The organism is uncultured Jannaschia sp., assembly GCF_947503795.1.
Lineage (GTDB): Bacteria > Pseudomonadota > Alphaproteobacteria > Rhodobacterales > Rhodobacteraceae > Jannaschia.
The window spans coordinates 172,643-188,055 of record NZ_CANNEZ010000002.1 but is presented as its reverse complement, the minus strand read 5'-3'; the positions used below and the strand labels follow the sequence as shown (position 1 = coordinate 188,055).

Sequence of the window (15,413 nt, the reverse complement as noted above, 5' to 3'; positions counted from 1 at the left end):
CTCGGAAGACGTGCGATGACCCTGACCGACGCCATCCCCCGCGCCGTCGTGGCCGAGGCCCTGGGCCTGCCCGAGACGACGGACACGCTGCCGCCGGGCGATCTGCCGGTGGACCGGCTGGCGCTGCGCTACATCGCCTATCTCGCCACCGACGAGGCCGCGACCGGGACGCCGGACGCGTGGACCGGGGCGGTGTTCGACCACCTCGTGGCGTTCTTTCCCGCCGATGCGCTCGCCGTGCTGGTCGCGGGGGCGGATCGCGACCCGGACGGGGTGCTGGTCGATCCGCTGCTCGATCTGGGCGAGGCGGCACCCGACCTGGATCTCGAGGCGGCCGCCGACGGATCGCCCGCCTTCGCCGCCCTTCTGGCGCGGGCGCAGACGGCCTGATCGGCGGCGCCTTGCCGATGGCGTCCGTGTCGCGAATCGGGCGTTGCCGTCGGGGCAGCGGTCGGGGATGAGGGCCGAAGCCAGATCTCGGAGACGACATGCGCCGCGCCACCCTTCTGACGACCACCCTTCCCATCGCCGCCGCTCTGCCCGCGGTCGCCTTCGCCGATGCCGCCGATCCCGCGTGGCACCTGCTGGGCCAGATCGAGGTGACCGAGCACGAGACCGCCGACAGCTGGTCGGTGACGAAGCGATATCCGTCCGAGATCGCGGGCGGCGTCGACCGCTTCGAGATCAGCGGCTACCTCGTGCCCGTCGGCTGGGAAGCCGAGACGCGCGACTGGATGCTGGTGTCCGATTTGGGCCAGTGCCCGTTCTGCGGCTCGGGCGACCACGGCACCGCGATCGAGGTGCAGCTGGCCGATCCGCTGCCGGTGACCGAGGACGCGCGCCACGCCAAGCTGAGCGGTGCGCTGCATCTCGTCGAGGACGCGGACACGATGCAGGCCGTGGTGATGACGGGCGCGACCCTGCTGGACGGCTGACCTGCCGCGTCGCAACCGCGTCCGCCCCGACGGCACAATCCATCCCGACCCCGCGCGCGGTACGCTGACCGGCAACCGCGGCATCCTCCATGTCGCCGACGGCGTGATGGGTGATGCGCTCTGGCGGCATCGGGCGTGGATCTGCTGCACGCTCGACTGGCAGGGGCGGCGCCGCGCGGTGATGACCGGGCGCCGCTGGACGGAACTCTTCTTTCTGGACGAGGCGGTGGCGCTGGCCGCCGGGCACCGGCCCTGCGGCTATTGCCGGCGGGCGGCCTTCGGGCGGTGGAAGGCGGCCTGGGCGCGGGCCTTCGGGGGCTGGCCGGGCGTCATGGCCGTCGACGCCGCGTTGCACGAGGCGCGGGCGGAGCGCGGGGCGCGGCGGATGCGCCACGACCGGGCGGAGGCGCGGGCCTTGCCGGACCACACGATCTTCCGCGACGGGGGCGGCGACTGGCTGACCTTGGGGGATGCGTGTCACGCTGTCACGCCGGAGGGCTACGGGGCCGCACGCGCCCGGCCGCACGGCCCGGTCACTGTCCTGACGAACCCCGTGACGCGCGCCGTGCTGGCCGCGGGCTACGTGCCCGCGCTGCACTCTACGCTCAAGCGCTAGACCAGATCACCGTCGGGCGTCAGCGTCAGCTTGCCGCCGAGCCACGGGCTCAGCACCTCCGGTAGCGTCACCGAGCCGTCGGCCTGCTGCCCGTTCTCCAGCACCGCGATGAGACAGCGCCCGACCGCGAGGCCAGAGCCGTTGAGCGTATGCACGAATTCCGGCTTGCCGCCGCCCGCGGGTTTGAAGCGCGCGTTCATCCGGCGGGCCTGGAAATCGCCCGTGGTCGAGCAGGAGGAAATCTCGCGATAGGCATCCTGCCCCGGCAGCCAGACCTCGATGTCATGGGTGCGCCGCGCGCCGAAGCCCATGTCGCCGGTGCAGAGCACGACCGTCCGGTAGGGCAGACCGAGCTTTTCGAGAAGCCCCTCGGCGCAGCGCGTCATGCGGTCGAGCTCGTCGCGGCTCCGGTCCGGATGGGTGACCGAAACCATCTCGACCTTCTCGAACTGGTGCTGGCGGAGCATCCCGGCGGTGTCGCGGCCCGCCGACCCGGCTTCGGAGCGGAAGCAGAGGCTGTGCGCGGTGTAGCGGCGCGGCAAATAGGTCTCGTCGATGGTGTGGCCCGCGACGATGTTCGTCAGCGAGACCTCGGAGGTCGGGATCAGCCACATCCCCTCGTGGGTCTGGTAGCTGTCTTCGCCGAACTTCGGGAGTTGGCCGGTGCCGTACATCGCCTCCTCGCGGACCATGACGGGCGCATTGACCTCGGTCAGGCCGTTCTCGGCGATGTGGGTGTCGAGCATGAACTGCGCGAGCGCGCGGTGCACGCGGGCGACGCCGCCGGTGAGCATCACGAAGCGGCTGCCGGAGAGCTTGGCGGCGGTCTCGAAATCCATGCCGGGCGCGACGCCCGCGATCTCGAAATGCTCCTTCGCGGCGAAGTCGAACGTGGCCGGCGTGCCCCAGCGGTTCACCTCCACGTTGTCCCCCTCGTCCGCGCCATCGGGCACGTCCGCATCGGGCAGGTTCGGGATTTCGAGGAGGGCGGTGCGGAGCGCGGCGTCGGTCTCACGCGCCTCGTCCTCCAGCCGCGCGATCTCGGCCTTCTTGTCGGCCACAAGGCCGCGCAGCCGCTCGAACTCCGCTTCGTCGCCCGACGCCTTGGCCGCGCCCACCTGCTTCGAGGCCGCGTTCCGCTCGGCCAGGGCGGCCTCGGATGCGGTGATCGTCGCGCGCCGTGCGGTGTCGAGCGCCAGAAGCTCCGACGACATCGGTGCGAGGCCCCGACGCGCGAGCCCGGCGTCGAAGGCGGCGGGATCGTCGCGGATGGTGCGGATATCGTGCATCTGGGCCTCCGGCGCTGTGTCCGGCGCGACATGCCACAGGGCCGCGCGCCGCGCCAGCGGTTGCCAGCATGGCTTGCGCCCCCCATGTGGCCCGAATAGGTTCGCGCCCGACCGCATCCGGGCGCGCTCCAGCACCCGACCGACACCGATAGGACCCCGCCCATGTTCGCCACTCCCGCCTATGCCCAGGGCGCCGATATCGCCGCCGGTTTCGGCAGCTTCGTCCCCCTGATCCTGATCTTCGCGATCATGTATTTCCTGCTGATCCGTCCGCAGCAGAAGAAGGTGAAGGAACACAAGGCGATGGTCGAGGCGCTGCGCCGGGGTGATCAGGTCGTCACGCAGGGCGGGCTGATCGGCAAGGTGTCCAAGGTCAAGGAAGACGGCGAACTCGAGGTCGAGATCGCCGAGGGCGTGAAGGTCCGCGTCGTCCGCGCCACGATCGCGCAGGTTTTGTCGAAGACCGAACCGGCGGGCTGATCCATGCTTCAGATCGCGCTCTGGAAGCGTCTGGGCATCATCCTCGTCTGCCTCGCCGGGCTGGCGCTGGCGCTGCCCAACGTCTTCTACACCCGCGCCGAGCGGCATAATGACGCCGTCACGGCACTCGAGCGCGGCGCGATCGCGACCCCCGAGATCGAGGCCGATCTGGCGCTCTGGCCCGAGATCCTTCCGTCGAGCCTCGTCAATCTGGGACTCGACCTGCGGGGCGGGGCGCATCTCCTGGCCGAGGTGCAGCTCGGCGACGTCTACGCCGCACGGCTCGACGGCTACTGGCCCGAGGTGCGCGACGCACTCCGCGAGGTGCGCGACCAGATCGGCACCATCCGCCGGCAGGACAGCCCGACCGACGAATTGCGCGTGCGCTTCTCCGAGCCCTCGGGCGCGCAGGCCGCCGCCGACGCCGTCCGTGCGCTGGCGCAGCCCATCGTCTCGCTGACGGGCGTCGGGCAGTCCGATATCGATGTGGACGTCACGGGCGACATCCTGACGGTCACGCTTTCGGATGCGGAGCGGACCGCGACCGACGACCGCACGATGCAGCAATCGCTCGAGATCATCCGTCGCCGCGTCGACGAGGCGGGCACCCGCGAGCCGACGATCCAGCGTCAGGGCGCGGACCGCATCCTGATCCAGGTGCCGGGCATCGGCTCGGCACAGGAGTTGAAGGAGCTGATCGGGACGACCGCGCGGCTGACCTTCCACCCGGTCGTCAGCCGGTCGGGCAGCGCCGAGACGGTCGTCGATGCCGACCAGCTTCTGCATCCGTCGATGGACGAGGCGGGGGCGTATTACATCCTGGAGCGCACGCCCGTCGTGACCGGCGACGATCTCGTGGACAGCCAGCCGGCCTTCGACCAGAACGGCCTGCCGGCGGTCACGTTCCGCTTCAATCCGTCGGGCGCGCGGGCCTTCGGCGAGTTCACCGCCAACAATGTCGGCGCGCCCTTCGCCATCGTGCTGGACGAGGAGGTCGTGACCGCCCCCGTCATCCGCCAGGCGATCACGGGCGGGTCGGGCCAGATCACCGGCAATTTCGACGTGGCCGAGGCGAACCGCCTGTCGATCCTTCTGCGCGCGGGCGCGCTTCCGGCCGAGATGACCTTCCTCGAGGAACGCACCATCGGCCCCGAGCTGGGTCAGGACAGCATCGACGCGGGCCAGGTCGCGTCGCTGGTGGCGATGGCGGCGGTGGTGGTGTTCATGGTTGCGGCCTACGGCCTCTTCGGGGTGTTCGCGACGGTGGCGCTGGGCATCAACGTGGCGCTGATCTTCGGCATCCTCAGCCTGATCGGCGGCACGCTGACGCTGCCGGGGATCGCGGGGATCGTGCTGACCATCGGCATGGCGGTGGACGCCAACGTGCTGGTCTTCGAGCGTATCCGCGAGGAGCTGCGCACCGCCAAGGGCCCCGCGCGGGCGATCGAGCTGGGCTACGAGCGGGCGCTGTCGGCCATCGTCGACGCCAACATCACGACCTTCATCATCGCCACGATCCTCTTCACCCTCGGCTCCGGCCCGGTGCGGGGCTTCGCGGTAACGCTGGGGATCGGCATCCTGACCTCGGTCTTCACGGCGATCTTCGTCACACGGCTTCTGATCATCCTGTGGTTCGAACGCCGCCGCCCCAAGCAGATCGAGGTCTGACATGCGCCTTCGCCTCGTCCCCCAGCAGACCAGCTTTGACTTCTTCAAGTGGCGGAAGGTCACCTTCGGCGCGTCGATCGTGGCGATGATCGCGTCGATCGCGATCTGGCTGATCGTCGGGCTGAACTTCGGGATCGACTTCCTCGGCGGCACGACGATCCGCACCGAGTCCACGCAATCGGTCGATGTCGGCGCCTACCGGGACGCGCTGACGCCGCTGGGGCTGGGGGACGTCACCATCACCGAGGTGTTCGACCCCACCTTCGAGGCCGGGCGCAACGTCGCGCAGGTCCGCATCCAGGCACAGGACGGCGCGGAATCCGTGACCCCGGCCACCATCGCCGCGGTCGAGGCGGCGCTGCAGGGCGTCGATCCGTCGATCACCTTCCCGTCCGTCGAAAGCGTCGGGCCGAAGGTCTCGGGCGAGCTCATCACGACGGCGCTGCTCGCCGTTGGAGCGTCGCTCGTGGCGATCCTGTTCTACATCTGGCTGCGCTTCGAATGGCAGTTCTCGATCGGGGCCATCGCGGCCCTCGTCCACGACGTGGTGCTGACCATCGGCATCTTCAGCCTGCTGCAGATCCGCTTCGACCTGGCCACGATCGCGGCGATCCTGACGATCATCGGCTATTCGATCAACGATACGGTCGTCCTCTTCGACCGGCTGCGCGAGAACCTCATCAAGTACAAGAAGACCCCGTTGCAGGAGGTCATGAACCTCTCGACCAACGAGACGCTGAGCCGGACCTTGATGACCTCGGGCACGACGCTCCTGGCGCTGCTGGCACTCCTCGTCCTCGGAGGCGATGTGATCCGCGGCTTCGTCTTCGCGATCTTCTGGGGCATCATCGTCGGCACCTATTCGTCGGTCTATGTGGCCAAAAATGTCGTGCTGATGCTGGGCATCGACCGCGATCCGAAGAAGCCCTCGGACGCCGGGACGCAATTCGCGGACGTGGATGCCTGACGGTCTTGTCGCCGCGCTGGCCATGCCGGGAATCGGGTGGCTGGTGGCGGCGGCGCTGGCGGCGGGCGTCGTCTACGGCTTCGCGGGCTTCGGGGCCGCTCTGATCTTCATGCCGGTGGCCGCGCGGGTCGCGACGCCCGAGGTGGCGGTCGCGGCCTTCTCGGTCTCGGCGGTCGGCTCGGCCATCACCATGCTGCCGAAGACCTGGCCCGCCTGCGACAAGCGCGCCACGGGACTGATGATCGCCGCCGCGGCGGTCACCATGCCGCTGGGCGTGATGCTGTTGACGCGGCTGCCGGAAACCCCGCTCCGCTGGGCGATCTGCATCATCGTCGCGATCACGCTGGCCGCCGTCATGTCGGGCTGGAAGCTGCGCTTGTCGGATGCGGCGGGGCCGCGCCTCGGGATCGGGGCGGCCGCGGGCGTGGTGGGGGGCTCGACGGGTCTGCTGGGACCGGTTGTGATCCTCGTGACGCTGGCGGGCGGGGGACAGGCGGCGCGAATGCGCGCGAATCTCGCCACCTTCCTGACGACCGTGACGCTGGTGCTGCTGCCCGCGCTCTGGTGGCAGGGCGTGCTGCCGCCGCCCGTGCTTTGGGCGGGGCTGATCCTTCTGCCGGTCTACATGGCGGGCACGCTGATCGGACAGCGGCTGTTCCAGCCGGGGGCCGAACGGCTTTATCGCGGGATCGCCTATGCGGTGGTGGCGGGGGCGGTGGTGCTGGGCCTGCCGGTCTGACGGGGGCACCCGCCGCCTTCCGATCCGGGCCGGAAGCCGGTAGGGATCGCCCCGATGCTCGACGCGTGGAGGCCCCGATGAACCTGACCGAAGTGACCTTCGACGACGCCCAGCCCTTCGACGGCTACGGGCCCGGCTTCTTCCGCATCGGCGGCGAGGTGGTCGAGGGCGCGACGCTTCTGCATGCCGGCGGGCGCAGGGCATGGGACGGGTTCACGGATGCCGCCGCGCTGACCGCGCTGGCGGGGGATGTGGACGTGATCCTGGTGGGGACGGGGACCGAGATCGCCCATGTGCCGGGCGATCTGCGCGCGGCGGTCGAGGACGCGGGACTGGGGCTCGAGGTGATGAACACCCCCGCCGCCTGCCGGACCTACAACGTTCTGGTGGGCGAGGGGCGGCGGGTCGCCGCTGCCGTCCTGCCGGTCGCCTGAGCGTCAGGCGTCGGGCGCGACCTCGGCGTCGTCCGCGGCATTGGGGAGGCCCAGCCCTTCGGCCAGCCCCGCCACGGTCACCGCGTCATAGCTCGTCTCGGTGATGCGCGTGCCACCCGCATCGACATAGGCCATGTCGATCGCGGTGTTGATATCGGCCAACTGGCCGCGTTCGTCGTCGCTCAGGCCGCTCAGATCGCTCGCGTTCACCTCGTTGAAGAAGGCGGCGATCTGGTCGAGATCGGCGGGGTCCATCCCGGCCATGCCGACGATCATGCGGTTGAAGGTCGCCTGGTCATGGGCGGTATAGCCGAAGCCGTGGTTCATGCGGGTGATGACCGAGGGCGCGTTCATGTTGGCGTCGATCGAGGCGACCGTCGACTGGACCCCGGTGCTGACCGAGATCATGACGGCCAGCCCGAGTGCGACGAGACCGGCGGTGAGGACGACCCAATCGACGGTGACGGCCCCGTCCTCGGTCTCGATGAAATTGATACGCATACCCGGTTACTCCGAAGGGTTCTTAACGACTTACCGATGGGTAGCGGGGTGCGATGGCGGAAGTGGGGCAGGAGCGGGCTCGGTCCGGGGTCAATTCCCGGCCTCGGCGCGTCTCTATTGATAGAATGTGTTCGCCAGACCGTCCGCGCCGCCCGGCAGGGCCGAGATCGCCGCGTCGTCCCAGGTCCCGTCGATCGGGCGGATCATCTCGCGCTCGGCCCAGACGAGGTCGATGGCGGTGTTGAAATCGGTCAGGCGCTCCTTGAAGTCGAGCGACACCTGATCCGAATAGGTCTCGACAAGATCGACCCATTCGTCGGCATAGGCCGTGAGCGTGCCCAGCTCGCTGTCCTGATAGACGCCCAGCGCGCTGTACATCGAGGACATCTTCACCTCGTCGTAGATCACGCGCACGCGGGGCTGCACGACCTGCGCCGAGTATTCCGAGTTGGCCGAGAGATCCGCGCCCGCATCGGCGGCACCCGCCTGCACGACCGCGACGGTCGCGGCACCCAGGCCCGCCGTCACCGCGCAGAGCACGGCATATTCCACGGTGAGCGCACCGCGCTCGTCGGACAGGAAGCGTTGGATGAGGCGCATGGCAGGACGGACTCCGGTTAACGATCCCAAAGGACTAACCGCCGATCCTGCCCGGATGATGGAGGCAATGCGGCGCCCGTGGGGCGCGCGCCCCTACCAGTGGCCGGTGTTTTCCATGCTGGCCCAAGGCTCCGCCGGGGCCTTGCGATCGCCCGCCTGCAGAAGCTCGACCGAGATGTTGTCGGGCGAGCGCACGAAGGCCATGTGCCCGTCGCGGGGCGGGCGATTGATGGTCACGCCGTTGTCCATCAGGTGCTGGCAGGTCGCGTAGATGTCGTCGACCGTATAGGCGAGATGCCCGAAATGGCGGCTGTCGGACGGCAGGCTTTCATCGCCGTCCCAATTGTAGGTCAGCTCGACATCCGCATGGCCATCCGCCTGATCGGGCGGACACATGAAGACCAGCGTGAAACGGCCCTGCTCGCTCTCGCTGCGGCGGCGCTCGACGAGGCCGAGGAGCTTGTAGAAGGCGATCGAGGCGTCGAGGTCCTTCACCCGGACCATGGTGTGCAGATAGGTGATGGGCATCGCGGGCTCTCCGTCAGGGGGACGCCCCGACCCTAGCCCCCGCGTCCGCCGCGGCAACCCCGTCCGGCCGCCATGGGCCCCGCATCAACGCGTCGCGCATCACCAGCGTGACGGTCGCGAAGCTGACCCAGAGCAGCAGATACCACGACCCGAACTTGCCCCAGGGCACCGGCTGGCCCTCGCCTTGGCCCGCATAGACCCAGGTCTGGGTGAAGGTGCCGACGTTCTCGGCCACGAAGATCGCGCCCGCCGCCAGGAGTGCGGCCAGCGGCATCGGCATCCACCAGAACCGATCGGACACCCGGAACCAGACGCGCGTGCGGCCGAAGAGGATCACCGTCGCGGCCATCAGCACGTAGCGCATGTCCCAGACCCAGTGGTGCCAGAAGAAGTTGCCGTAGATCGCGGCCCCGAGTACCGCAAGCACCCAGAAGGGCGGCATCGGGGCGAACGCCATGTCGAAGACGCGGATCACGCGGGCGATGTAGCTGCCGACGGCGGCGTACATGAACCCCGAGAAGAGCGGCACGCCCCCGATCTCGAAGATCCCCGTGTCGGGATAATACCACGACCCCTGCGCCAGCTTGAACACCTCCATCGCGGTGCCCGTCAGGTGGAAGAGGAAGATCACCCGCGCCTCGGCCCAGCTCTCGAGGCGGAGCGCGATCATCCCCGCCTGCGTCGCCACCGCGAAGAGGAAGAGGCCGTCATAGCGCGTCAGCGCCCAGTCCTCGGACCAGACCGCGCGGCTGGCGACGATGGCGATCAGGAACAGCCCGCCGAAGAGCGCGGCCCAGCCCTGCTTGAGGACGAACATCACCGCCTCGACCACGCCCGCCGGCAGCCGCGCGCGGGCCCAGTCGCCCAGCCGCCGCTCCAGGAACCGTGTCCCGCGATCCGTCCCCGCGCTCAATCGTCACCCAACATGTTGCGTCTCCGCCCGTGCGCGGTCCAACCTGTGCCAACCGCCCGAATCCGATGAGACATCCCATGCCGCTGACCCCCGAGCAACAGGCCGAGATCGACGCCCAGCGCGGCGAGACCCATCAGACCCTGCGCGCCACCGCGCCGGGGATGGAGCAGCATCTCTACACCGCGCATCCCGTGCTCGATCACGGCTTTGTCCGGGTCATCGATTACATGGGCGACGACCGCGCCATCACCCAGGCCGCGCGCGTCAGCTACGGGCGCGGCACCAAGGCCGTGTCGAACGACGAGGGGCTGATCCGCTACCTCATGCGGCACTGGCATTCGACGCCCTTCGAGATGTGCGAGATCAAGCTCCATGTGAAGCTGCCGGTCTTCGTCGCACGCCAGTGGATCCGCCACCGGACGGCCAATGTGAACGAATACTCTGCGCGCTACTCCATCCTCGACCGCGAGTTCTACATCCCCCACGAGGACGACCTCGCCGCGCAGTCGCAGACCAACAATCAGGGGCGCGGCGAGGCACTCCGTGGCGAGGAGGCGCAGCGCGTCCTCGACTGGCTCCGCACCGACAGCGACCGCGCCTACGACCATTACGAGGCGATGATCTCGCAGGACGGCCAGCAGGGCCTCGCCCGCGAACTCGCCCGCATGAACCTGCCCGCGAACATATACACGCAGTGGTACTGGAAGGTGGACCTCCACAACCTCTTCCACTTCCTCCGCCTGCGCGCCGACCCCCACGCCCAGATGGAGATCCGCGTCTATGCGGAGGCCCTCTGCGCCATCGTGAAGGATTGGGTGCCCGCCGCCTACGGCGCGTTCGAAGACTACCGGCTCGGCGGCGCGCAGCTCAGCGGGGCAGGCGTGGCGTGCCTCAAGCGCATGCTCGCCGGGGAAGAGGTGACGCAGGAGACGAGCGGAATGTCGAAGGGCGAGTGGCGGGAGTTTATGGGGGTGGTGGGGTGAGTGATTCGATGATGTCTCTACTGAAGGACGTAAGACTCATTGAGAGAAAGAGAGAAGCCGAAAAGACTTCCATAATCAAACAATCGTCCGCCGCATATGATCGAATCGCCGACGGATAGGTCTATTAGTTCGACATCTGCATCGTCCGCGAGACCGCACCGCACTCGGGCATTCTGGCCGCCGACTTCCATAGAGATCATCGCGGGCAGGATGAACCCTGCTTCCTCGACGTTCGTGATACGACCTCTAAACGCGACAGGCTCCCCATCTACGCTATCCCAAAATGCATCGCGCTGGACTGACGTTCGGTTAGCAGAAAGACTGTCCCGAAAAAACGCTATTGAAGGCGTTTTCGCTTCCGCCGCAAGCATGCCATAGCGTGCTGCCTTCTCTTTGTAGGATTCGTTGCTTGGTCGTATGAGGGATAATATCATATATCCTGCGGCATTTTCGTCTAAGCGACTGATGGGTAACGGTGATACCCACGCTAGAACCGAATTATGCAAATCTTCAAAATAGGGCTCAGAAAGATCTGCTCCGATCGGTATGTCCTGCATGCCGGAAATGGCTGCTTCAAGATCACCTCTAATTACCGCATCACGAATACCGTGAACTACTTCTTCTAGGTGGACCTGATTCTCATTCGCAAACAGCACGTTCGCGGCCGACATCGCCAAGCAAATCCCAGCCCCTAACAAAAAATTCTTCATACGCATCTCGACCTAAAGCATCATTTATAAGGCAGGGTGTGATGCAGCTCCCCATGTGTCAACAGTTTCAGATTAACGTAGCGCACGGGCAGGCTAGCAAAACTTAAGATTCACGAATCTACCACTGTGGGTTGCACCCGCTCTACCTTTTGGACGCTTCACCCCACCCGATCCACCACCGCCCCGAACACCATCCCCGCCTGCGCCATCAGCCCGCCGAGCCACCGCCCGCCCGGCAGCGCGGGGACGGGCAGGGCGGCGAGGGTGTCGAACCGCGCGCGATCCCCGCGCATCGCCTCGACGGCGACGGCTCCGAACAGCCCCGACAGCGCCAGCCCGTGGCCCGAGTAGCCTCCGGCGGTGAACACGCCCGGGCGGACCTCGGACAGGAGCGGCAACCGGGTGGCCGTGACCGCCAGCGTGCCGCCCCAGGCGTGGTCGAAGCGGATGCCCGCCAGGTCGGGATAGACACGGGCGAGGTTGGCGCGGACGCGGGCTTCGATGTCGGTGGGAAAGCGGCGGCCGTAGCTCTCGCCGCCGCCATAGACGAGGCGGCCGTCCCCGGTCTGGTGGAAGTAGTTCACCACGAAGCGGTCGTCGGCGACCCCGAGCGGCGTGGCCATGGGGGGCGCGGCCAGCGGCTCGGTGACGGCGATGAAGTTGTTGATCGGCAGGACGCGCGCCGCCGACGCCCCCGTCAGATGCGCCCCGTAACCGTTGGTCGCGTGCAGCACGAAGCGCGCCGTGACGGCCCCCTGCGCCGTGGCCACGGTGTCGCCGATGCGGTGGACCTCCGCGCCTTCGTGGATCGTCACCCCCGCCGCTACACAGGCCCGCGCGAGGCCGAGCGCGTAGGCCAGCGGATTCACCACGCCCGCCGTGGGGTCCAGCACCCCGCCCGCATAGGCGCGCGTCCCGATCCGGGCGGCCAGCGCGTCGCGGTCCAGCACCTCGAGCGCGGTGCCGTAGTCCCGGTCCATCCGCGCGGCGGCCTCGGCCATCGGTCCGAGCGATGTCTCCCCGCGCGCGACCGACAGCACGCCGGACCGCCAGTCGGCCTCGGGCGCGTGGGTGGCGATCAGGCGGCGGGTCAGCGCCTTGGCGTCTTCGCAAAGGTTCCAGACGGCGCGGGCGCGGGGGCCGCCGAGCCGCGCCTCGAGCTTCTCCTGCCCCCAGTTCAGCCCCGAGCCGACCTGGCCCCCGTTGCGCCCCGACGCGCCCCACCCGACCCGCTGCGCCTCGAGCAGGACGACCGACATCCCCGCCCGCGCGCCATGCAGCGCCGCCGAGAGCCCGGTGATCCCGCCGCCCACGACGCAGAGATCGGCGGTGACGCGGCCCTTGAGCGGCGGATGGGGGGCGGGGAGGTCGAGCCCCTCGGCGTAGAAGGTGCGCGGCCAGGTGCCCCGGTCGCCATTGGCGTGGAGCCACGACGCGCCCGAGCCGCGCGGCCCCCGCGTCATACGTTCAGCAGCAGATGCTCCCGCTCCCACGGCGAGATGACCTGCAGGAAGGCGCCGTTCTCCAGCCGTTTGACCGCGGTGTAGATCGACGCGAAGCGCGGGTGGAGGACCTCGTGGATCTCGGTCGCCGCCTCGAAGAGATCGAGCGCGGTGGAGAGGTCGCGGGGAATGCCGTCGGCGCTGTCATAGGCGTCGCCGGTGAATTGCGGCGCGGGTTCGATCTTGTTGACCAGCCCGAGATAGCCGCAGGCCAGCGACGCGGCGAGGGCGAGATACGGGTTGCAGTCCATCCCCGCGATGCGGTTCTCGACGCGCTTGGCCTCCGGCTCCGAGACGGGGACGCGCAGCCCGGTCGTGCGGTTGTCGCGCCCCCATTCGAGGTTCACGGGTGCTGCGAAGTCGCGCACGAAGCGCCGGTAGGAGTTCACGTAGGGCGCCAGCAGCGCGATCACCGAGGGCAGGTGCCGCTGCATCCCGCCGATGAAGTGCATGAAGGCTTCGGTCTCGGTTCCGTCGCCGCCGTCGAAGAGGTTCCGCCCCGTGGCCCGGTCCACGACCGAATGATGGAGATGCATGGCGCTGCCGGGTTCGTCCTGGATCGGCTTGGCCATGAAGGTCGCGTAGCAGTCGTGCCGGAGCGCGGCCTCGCGGATGAGGCGCTTGAAGTAGAAGATCTCGTCGGCCAGCCGGATCGGGTCGCCATGGGCGAGGTTCATCTCGACCTGACCGGAGCCGCCCTCCTGCAGGATGCCGTCGATCTCGAGGCCCATGGCCTCGGCGAAGTCGTAGATGTCGTCGATGACGGGGCCGTATTCATCGACGGCGGACATCGAGTAGGCCTGCCGCGCGGCGGCCCGGCGGCCCGAGCGGCCCATCGGCGGCAACACGGGCTGCGACGGGTCGATGTTGCGGGCGACGAGATAGAACTCCATCTCGGGCGCCACGACGGGGCTCCAGCCCTGCGCTTCGTAGAGCGAGATCACCCGCCGCAGGACATTGCGCGGCGCCATCGGGACGGGCTTGCCCGCCTGGTCGGACATGTCGTGAATGACCTGCAGCGTCCAGTCGGCGGTCCAGGGCGCGGCGCAGGCGGTGTCGAAGTCGGGCGTCAGGATCATGTCCGGCTCAAGGAAGGCGGCGTCGCCGTCCTCCGCCCAGTCGCCGGTGATGGTCTGCTGGAAAATCGAGTTCGGCAGGTAGAATTTCGTCTGCTTGGCGAATTTCGCGGCGGGCATCGCCTTGCCCCGCGCGATCCCCGAGAGGTCGGCGACGATGCACTCCACTTCGTCGAGGCGGCGCCCGTCGAGATAGGTGCGCGCGTGGTCGGGGATGCGGTCGAGCCAGTCAGACATGGGCCACCCGGTCGGTGAAGAAGCGCGCGATGGCGCGGGCGAGGCGGGCGTCGTCGACGGGCTGCGCCAGCGTCGCCTCGGCCTCGTCCATCCGGTCGTCGGGGTAGGTTCCCGTGCCGCGCCGGACGCGGACATAGTCGGTCAGGACGGAATTCGAGAATTCGGGATGGGCCTGCACGGTAAAGGCGCGGTCGCCATAGGAGAGGATCGCGTTGGCGCAGAACGCGCTCGATGCCAGCACCTCGGCGCCGGGGGGGAGGGTTACGACCTGGTCCTGGTGCCAGGCGTTCAGGGTGATTTCGGACCCGTCGGCCAGGCAGTAGGGATGGCGGCCCAGCGCCCAGCCGCCGTCGAACTTCACCACCTCGCCGCCGAGCGCGGTCGCCACGATCTGGTGACCGAAGCAGATGCCCACGAGGGGGACGTTCGTCTCATGCGCCTCGCGGATGAAGGCTTCGAGCGGCGGGATGAAGGCATGGTCCTCGTAGGTCCCGTGCCGCGAGCCGGTCACGAGCCAGCCGTCGCATTCGGTGACGGCGTCGGGAAAGACCATGTGCTCCACATCGTAGGACCGGAAGGCGAAGCCGTGCCCGTCCAAAAGCCGTTTGAACATGGCGTCGAAGTCGCCGTGGACGGCGCGGATGTCCTCGGTCGTGTGTCCGGCCTGCAGAATGCCGATTTTCATGGGATGCCTTGGAGGTTGCTGCGCGGATCGACGCTATGCCGGGGGCGGGATGGCGGCAAGCGTCGTCGCGGCGGTCACGGGTCGTTAAGGTCCGGTTGGCAGGATGCGGGGCGATGACGATGCGGTTCTTGATTTCGGTGGTGGTGGGCCTTTGTCTGGCGCTGGGCGCACAGGCGGGTCCGATGGGTGCCGCGACGGCGTACCGCGCGGCAGCGGGGCTGGCCCCCGTCGCGGACGATGCCCGCTTGATGCGCGCCGCGCAGGCGCAGGCGAACCACATGGCGCGACGGGGGCGCATCGGCCATGACGGACCGGGCGGCTCGACAGTGTTCGAACGGGTCCGTGATGCGGGCTTCAAGGCGTGCTTTGCGGCCGAGAACGTGGCGGCGGGGCAGGGCGATCTGGGCGCGGTGATGCGCGACTGGCTGGCCTCGTCGGGGCATCGCCGCAACATCCTCGACCGGCGGGTGACCCACGGCGCGGTGGCCGCAGCGCAGGCACGGGGCACGGTCTATTGGACGATGGTGCTGGCCGGGCGGTGCTAGGCGCG

Annotated in this window: 19 protein-coding genes; 10 read left to right on the top strand and 9 right to left on the bottom strand. The window is 68.6% G+C overall.

From position 1 onward, the window contains the following. The first annotated feature begins 15 nt into the window (after positions 1-15). The 3 genes from Q0833_RS13395 (at position 16) to Q0833_RS13385 (ending at position 1,551) form a co-directional block, all read left to right on the top strand. Positions 16-390 carry a hypothetical protein gene (locus Q0833_RS13395; RefSeq protein ID WP_298435695.1) on the top strand — a complete coding sequence of 125 codons (375 nt, stop codon included), beginning with the start codon at positions 16-18 and terminating at the stop codon, positions 388-390. A gap of 98 nt (positions 391-488) precedes the next feature. After that, positions 489-935 (top strand): hypothetical protein, encoded by a 447-nt coding sequence (locus Q0833_RS13390; protein ID WP_298435692.1) that lies wholly within the window; start codon positions 489-491, stop codon positions 933-935. Positions 936-1,041: 106 nt separating this feature from the next. After that, on the top strand, positions 1,042-1,551 hold the full coding sequence (locus Q0833_RS13385) for a hypothetical protein (protein WP_298435689.1): 510 nt from the start codon (positions 1,042-1,044) through the stop codon (positions 1,549-1,551). Here the strand turns inward: Q0833_RS13385 and serS are convergent. After that, positions 1,548-2,840 carry a serine--tRNA ligase gene (gene serS, locus Q0833_RS13380; protein ID WP_298435686.1) on the bottom strand — a complete coding sequence of 431 codons (1,293 nt, stop codon included), beginning with the start codon at positions 2,838-2,840 and terminating at the stop codon, positions 1,548-1,550. The two genes, Q0833_RS13385 and serS, sit on opposite strands and share 4 nt — an antisense overlap. Before the next feature lie 162 nt (positions 2,841-3,002). On the opposite strand from serS, the gene yajC reads away from it, so the two are divergent. The 5 genes from yajC (at position 3,003) to Q0833_RS13355 (ending at position 7,128) form a co-directional block, all read left to right on the top strand. Further along, a complete protein-coding gene (yajC, locus tag Q0833_RS13375) occupies positions 3,003-3,320 on the top strand; it encodes a preprotein translocase subunit YajC (protein ID WP_298435684.1) in 318 nt (105 codons plus the stop codon). 3 nt (positions 3,321-3,323) lie between these two features. Continuing rightward, positions 3,324-4,988, top strand: coding sequence for a protein translocase subunit SecD (gene secD / locus Q0833_RS13370; RefSeq protein WP_298435681.1), 1,665 nt, complete (start codon positions 3,324-3,326; stop codon positions 4,986-4,988). 1 nt (position 4,989) lies between these two features. Beyond that, positions 4,990-5,955: a protein translocase subunit SecF gene (gene secF, locus Q0833_RS13365; protein WP_298435678.1), complete on the top strand. Its 966-nt coding sequence runs from the start codon at positions 4,990-4,992 to the stop codon at positions 5,953-5,955. Continuing rightward, positions 5,948-6,694, top strand: a complete 747-nt coding sequence (locus Q0833_RS13360; RefSeq protein ID WP_298435675.1) for a sulfite exporter TauE/SafE family protein — start codon at positions 5,948-5,950, stop codon at positions 6,692-6,694. Before secF ends, Q0833_RS13360 begins: the two co-directional genes overlap by 8 nt. A 77-nt stretch (positions 6,695-6,771) precedes the next feature. Beyond that, on the top strand, positions 6,772-7,128 hold the full coding sequence (locus Q0833_RS13355; protein ID WP_298435672.1) for an Mth938-like domain-containing protein: 357 nt from the start codon (positions 6,772-6,774) through the stop codon (positions 7,126-7,128). Positions 7,129-7,131: 3 nt separating this feature from the next. On the opposite strand, the gene Q0833_RS13350 is transcribed toward Q0833_RS13355, so the two are convergent. The 4 genes from Q0833_RS13350 to Q0833_RS13335 all read right to left on the bottom strand — a co-directional run bounded on the left by Q0833_RS13350 (position 7,132) and on the right by Q0833_RS13335 (position 9,670). Next, complete coding sequence (locus Q0833_RS13350) at positions 7,132-7,629, bottom strand: hypothetical protein (protein ID WP_298436925.1); 498 nt, start codon at positions 7,627-7,629, stop codon at positions 7,132-7,134. Positions 7,630-7,743: 114 nt separating this feature from the next. Continuing rightward, positions 7,744-8,229 carry a hypothetical protein gene (locus Q0833_RS13345; protein WP_298435670.1) on the bottom strand — a complete coding sequence of 162 codons (486 nt, stop codon included), beginning with the start codon at positions 8,227-8,229 and terminating at the stop codon, positions 7,744-7,746. A 93-nt stretch (positions 8,230-8,322) separates the two neighbouring features. Continuing rightward, a complete protein-coding gene (locus tag Q0833_RS13340; RefSeq protein ID WP_298435666.1) occupies positions 8,323-8,757 on the bottom strand; it encodes a VOC family protein in 435 nt (144 codons plus the stop codon). A gap of 13 nt (positions 8,758-8,770) precedes the next feature. Then, positions 8,771-9,670: a DUF817 domain-containing protein gene (locus Q0833_RS13335; RefSeq protein ID WP_298435663.1), complete on the bottom strand. Its 900-nt coding sequence runs from the start codon at positions 9,668-9,670 to the stop codon at positions 8,771-8,773. Positions 9,671-9,747: 77 nt separating this feature from the next. Here Q0833_RS13335 and thyX point away from each other — a divergent pair, with 77 nt between their 5' ends. Then, positions 9,748-10,653, top strand: coding sequence for an FAD-dependent thymidylate synthase (gene thyX, locus Q0833_RS13330; RefSeq protein ID WP_298435660.1), 906 nt, complete (start codon positions 9,748-9,750; stop codon positions 10,651-10,653). 17 nt (positions 10,654-10,670) lie between these two features. Here thyX and Q0833_RS13325 read toward each other — a convergent pair whose 3' ends face one another. The 4 genes from Q0833_RS13325 to Q0833_RS13310 form a co-directional block, all read right to left on the bottom strand. Beyond that, positions 10,671-11,363 (bottom strand): hypothetical protein, encoded by a 693-nt coding sequence (locus tag Q0833_RS13325; RefSeq protein ID WP_298435657.1) that lies wholly within the window; start codon positions 11,361-11,363, stop codon positions 10,671-10,673. Positions 11,364-11,521: 158 nt separating this feature from the next. Beyond that, positions 11,522-12,826, bottom strand: a complete 1,305-nt coding sequence (locus Q0833_RS13320; RefSeq protein ID WP_298435654.1) for an FAD-binding oxidoreductase — start codon at positions 12,824-12,826, stop codon at positions 11,522-11,524. Beyond that, complete coding sequence (locus Q0833_RS13315) at positions 12,823-14,178, bottom strand: glutamine synthetase family protein (protein WP_298435651.1); 1,356 nt, start codon at positions 14,176-14,178, stop codon at positions 12,823-12,825. The genes Q0833_RS13320 and Q0833_RS13315 overlap by 4 nt, the downstream gene beginning before the upstream one ends. After that, positions 14,171-14,863 (bottom strand): type 1 glutamine amidotransferase, encoded by a 693-nt coding sequence (locus Q0833_RS13310; protein WP_298435648.1) that lies wholly within the window; start codon positions 14,861-14,863, stop codon positions 14,171-14,173. The genes Q0833_RS13315 and Q0833_RS13310 overlap by 8 nt, the downstream gene beginning before the upstream one ends. Positions 14,864-14,976: 113 nt before the next feature. Here Q0833_RS13310 and Q0833_RS13305 point away from each other — a divergent pair, with 113 nt between their 5' ends. Further along, the gene (locus Q0833_RS13305) at positions 14,977-15,408 is read left to right on the top strand and encodes a CAP domain-containing protein (protein ID WP_298435645.1); all 432 of its coding nucleotides are present in this window, start codon (positions 14,977-14,979) and stop codon (positions 15,406-15,408) included. Positions 15,409-15,413 lie beyond the last annotated feature (5 nt).

Bases quoted from the DNA above. Each gene is read 5' to 3' on its own strand.
- Q0833_RS13395 (WP_298435695.1), top strand. From the start codon at position 16: ATGACCCTGACCGACGCCATCCCCCGCGCCGTCGTGGCCGAGGCCCTG.
- Q0833_RS13390 (WP_298435692.1), top strand. From the start codon at position 489: ATGCGCCGCGCCACCCTTCTGACGACCACCCTTCCCATCGCCGCCGCT.
- Q0833_RS13385 (WP_298435689.1), top strand. From the start codon at position 1,042: ATGGGTGATGCGCTCTGGCGGCATCGGGCGTGGATCTGCTGCACGCTC.
- serS (WP_298435686.1), bottom strand. From the start codon at position 2,840: ATGCACGATATCCGCACCATCCGCGACGATCCCGCCGCCTTCGACGCC.
- yajC (WP_298435684.1), top strand. From the start codon at position 3,003: ATGTTCGCCACTCCCGCCTATGCCCAGGGCGCCGATATCGCCGCCGGT.
- secD (WP_298435681.1), top strand. From the start codon at position 3,324: ATGCTTCAGATCGCGCTCTGGAAGCGTCTGGGCATCATCCTCGTCTGC.
- secF (WP_298435678.1), top strand. From the start codon at position 4,990: ATGCGCCTTCGCCTCGTCCCCCAGCAGACCAGCTTTGACTTCTTCAAG.
- Q0833_RS13360 (WP_298435675.1), top strand. From the start codon at position 5,948: ATGCCTGACGGTCTTGTCGCCGCGCTGGCCATGCCGGGAATCGGGTGG.
- Q0833_RS13355 (WP_298435672.1), top strand. From the start codon at position 6,772: ATGAACCTGACCGAAGTGACCTTCGACGACGCCCAGCCCTTCGACGGC.
- Q0833_RS13350 (WP_298436925.1), bottom strand. From the start codon at position 7,629: ATGCGTATCAATTTCATCGAGACCGAGGACGGGGCCGTCACCGTCGAT.
- Q0833_RS13345 (WP_298435670.1), bottom strand. From the start codon at position 8,229: ATGCGCCTCATCCAACGCTTCCTGTCCGACGAGCGCGGTGCGCTCACC.
- Q0833_RS13340 (WP_298435666.1), bottom strand. From the start codon at position 8,757: ATGCCCATCACCTATCTGCACACCATGGTCCGGGTGAAGGACCTCGAC.
- thyX (WP_298435660.1), top strand. From the start codon at position 9,748: ATGCCGCTGACCCCCGAGCAACAGGCCGAGATCGACGCCCAGCGCGGC.
- Q0833_RS13325 (WP_298435657.1), bottom strand. From the start codon at position 11,363: ATGAAGAATTTTTTGTTAGGGGCTGGGATTTGCTTGGCGATGTCGGCC.
- Q0833_RS13320 (WP_298435654.1), bottom strand. From the start codon at position 12,826: ATGACGCGGGGGCCGCGCGGCTCGGGCGCGTCGTGGCTCCACGCCAAT.
- Q0833_RS13315 (WP_298435651.1), bottom strand. From the start codon at position 14,178: ATGTCTGACTGGCTCGACCGCATCCCCGACCACGCGCGCACCTATCTC.
- Q0833_RS13310 (WP_298435648.1), bottom strand. From the start codon at position 14,863: ATGAAAATCGGCATTCTGCAGGCCGGACACACGACCGAGGACATCCGC.
- Q0833_RS13305 (WP_298435645.1), top strand. From the start codon at position 14,977: ATGACGATGCGGTTCTTGATTTCGGTGGTGGTGGGCCTTTGTCTGGCG.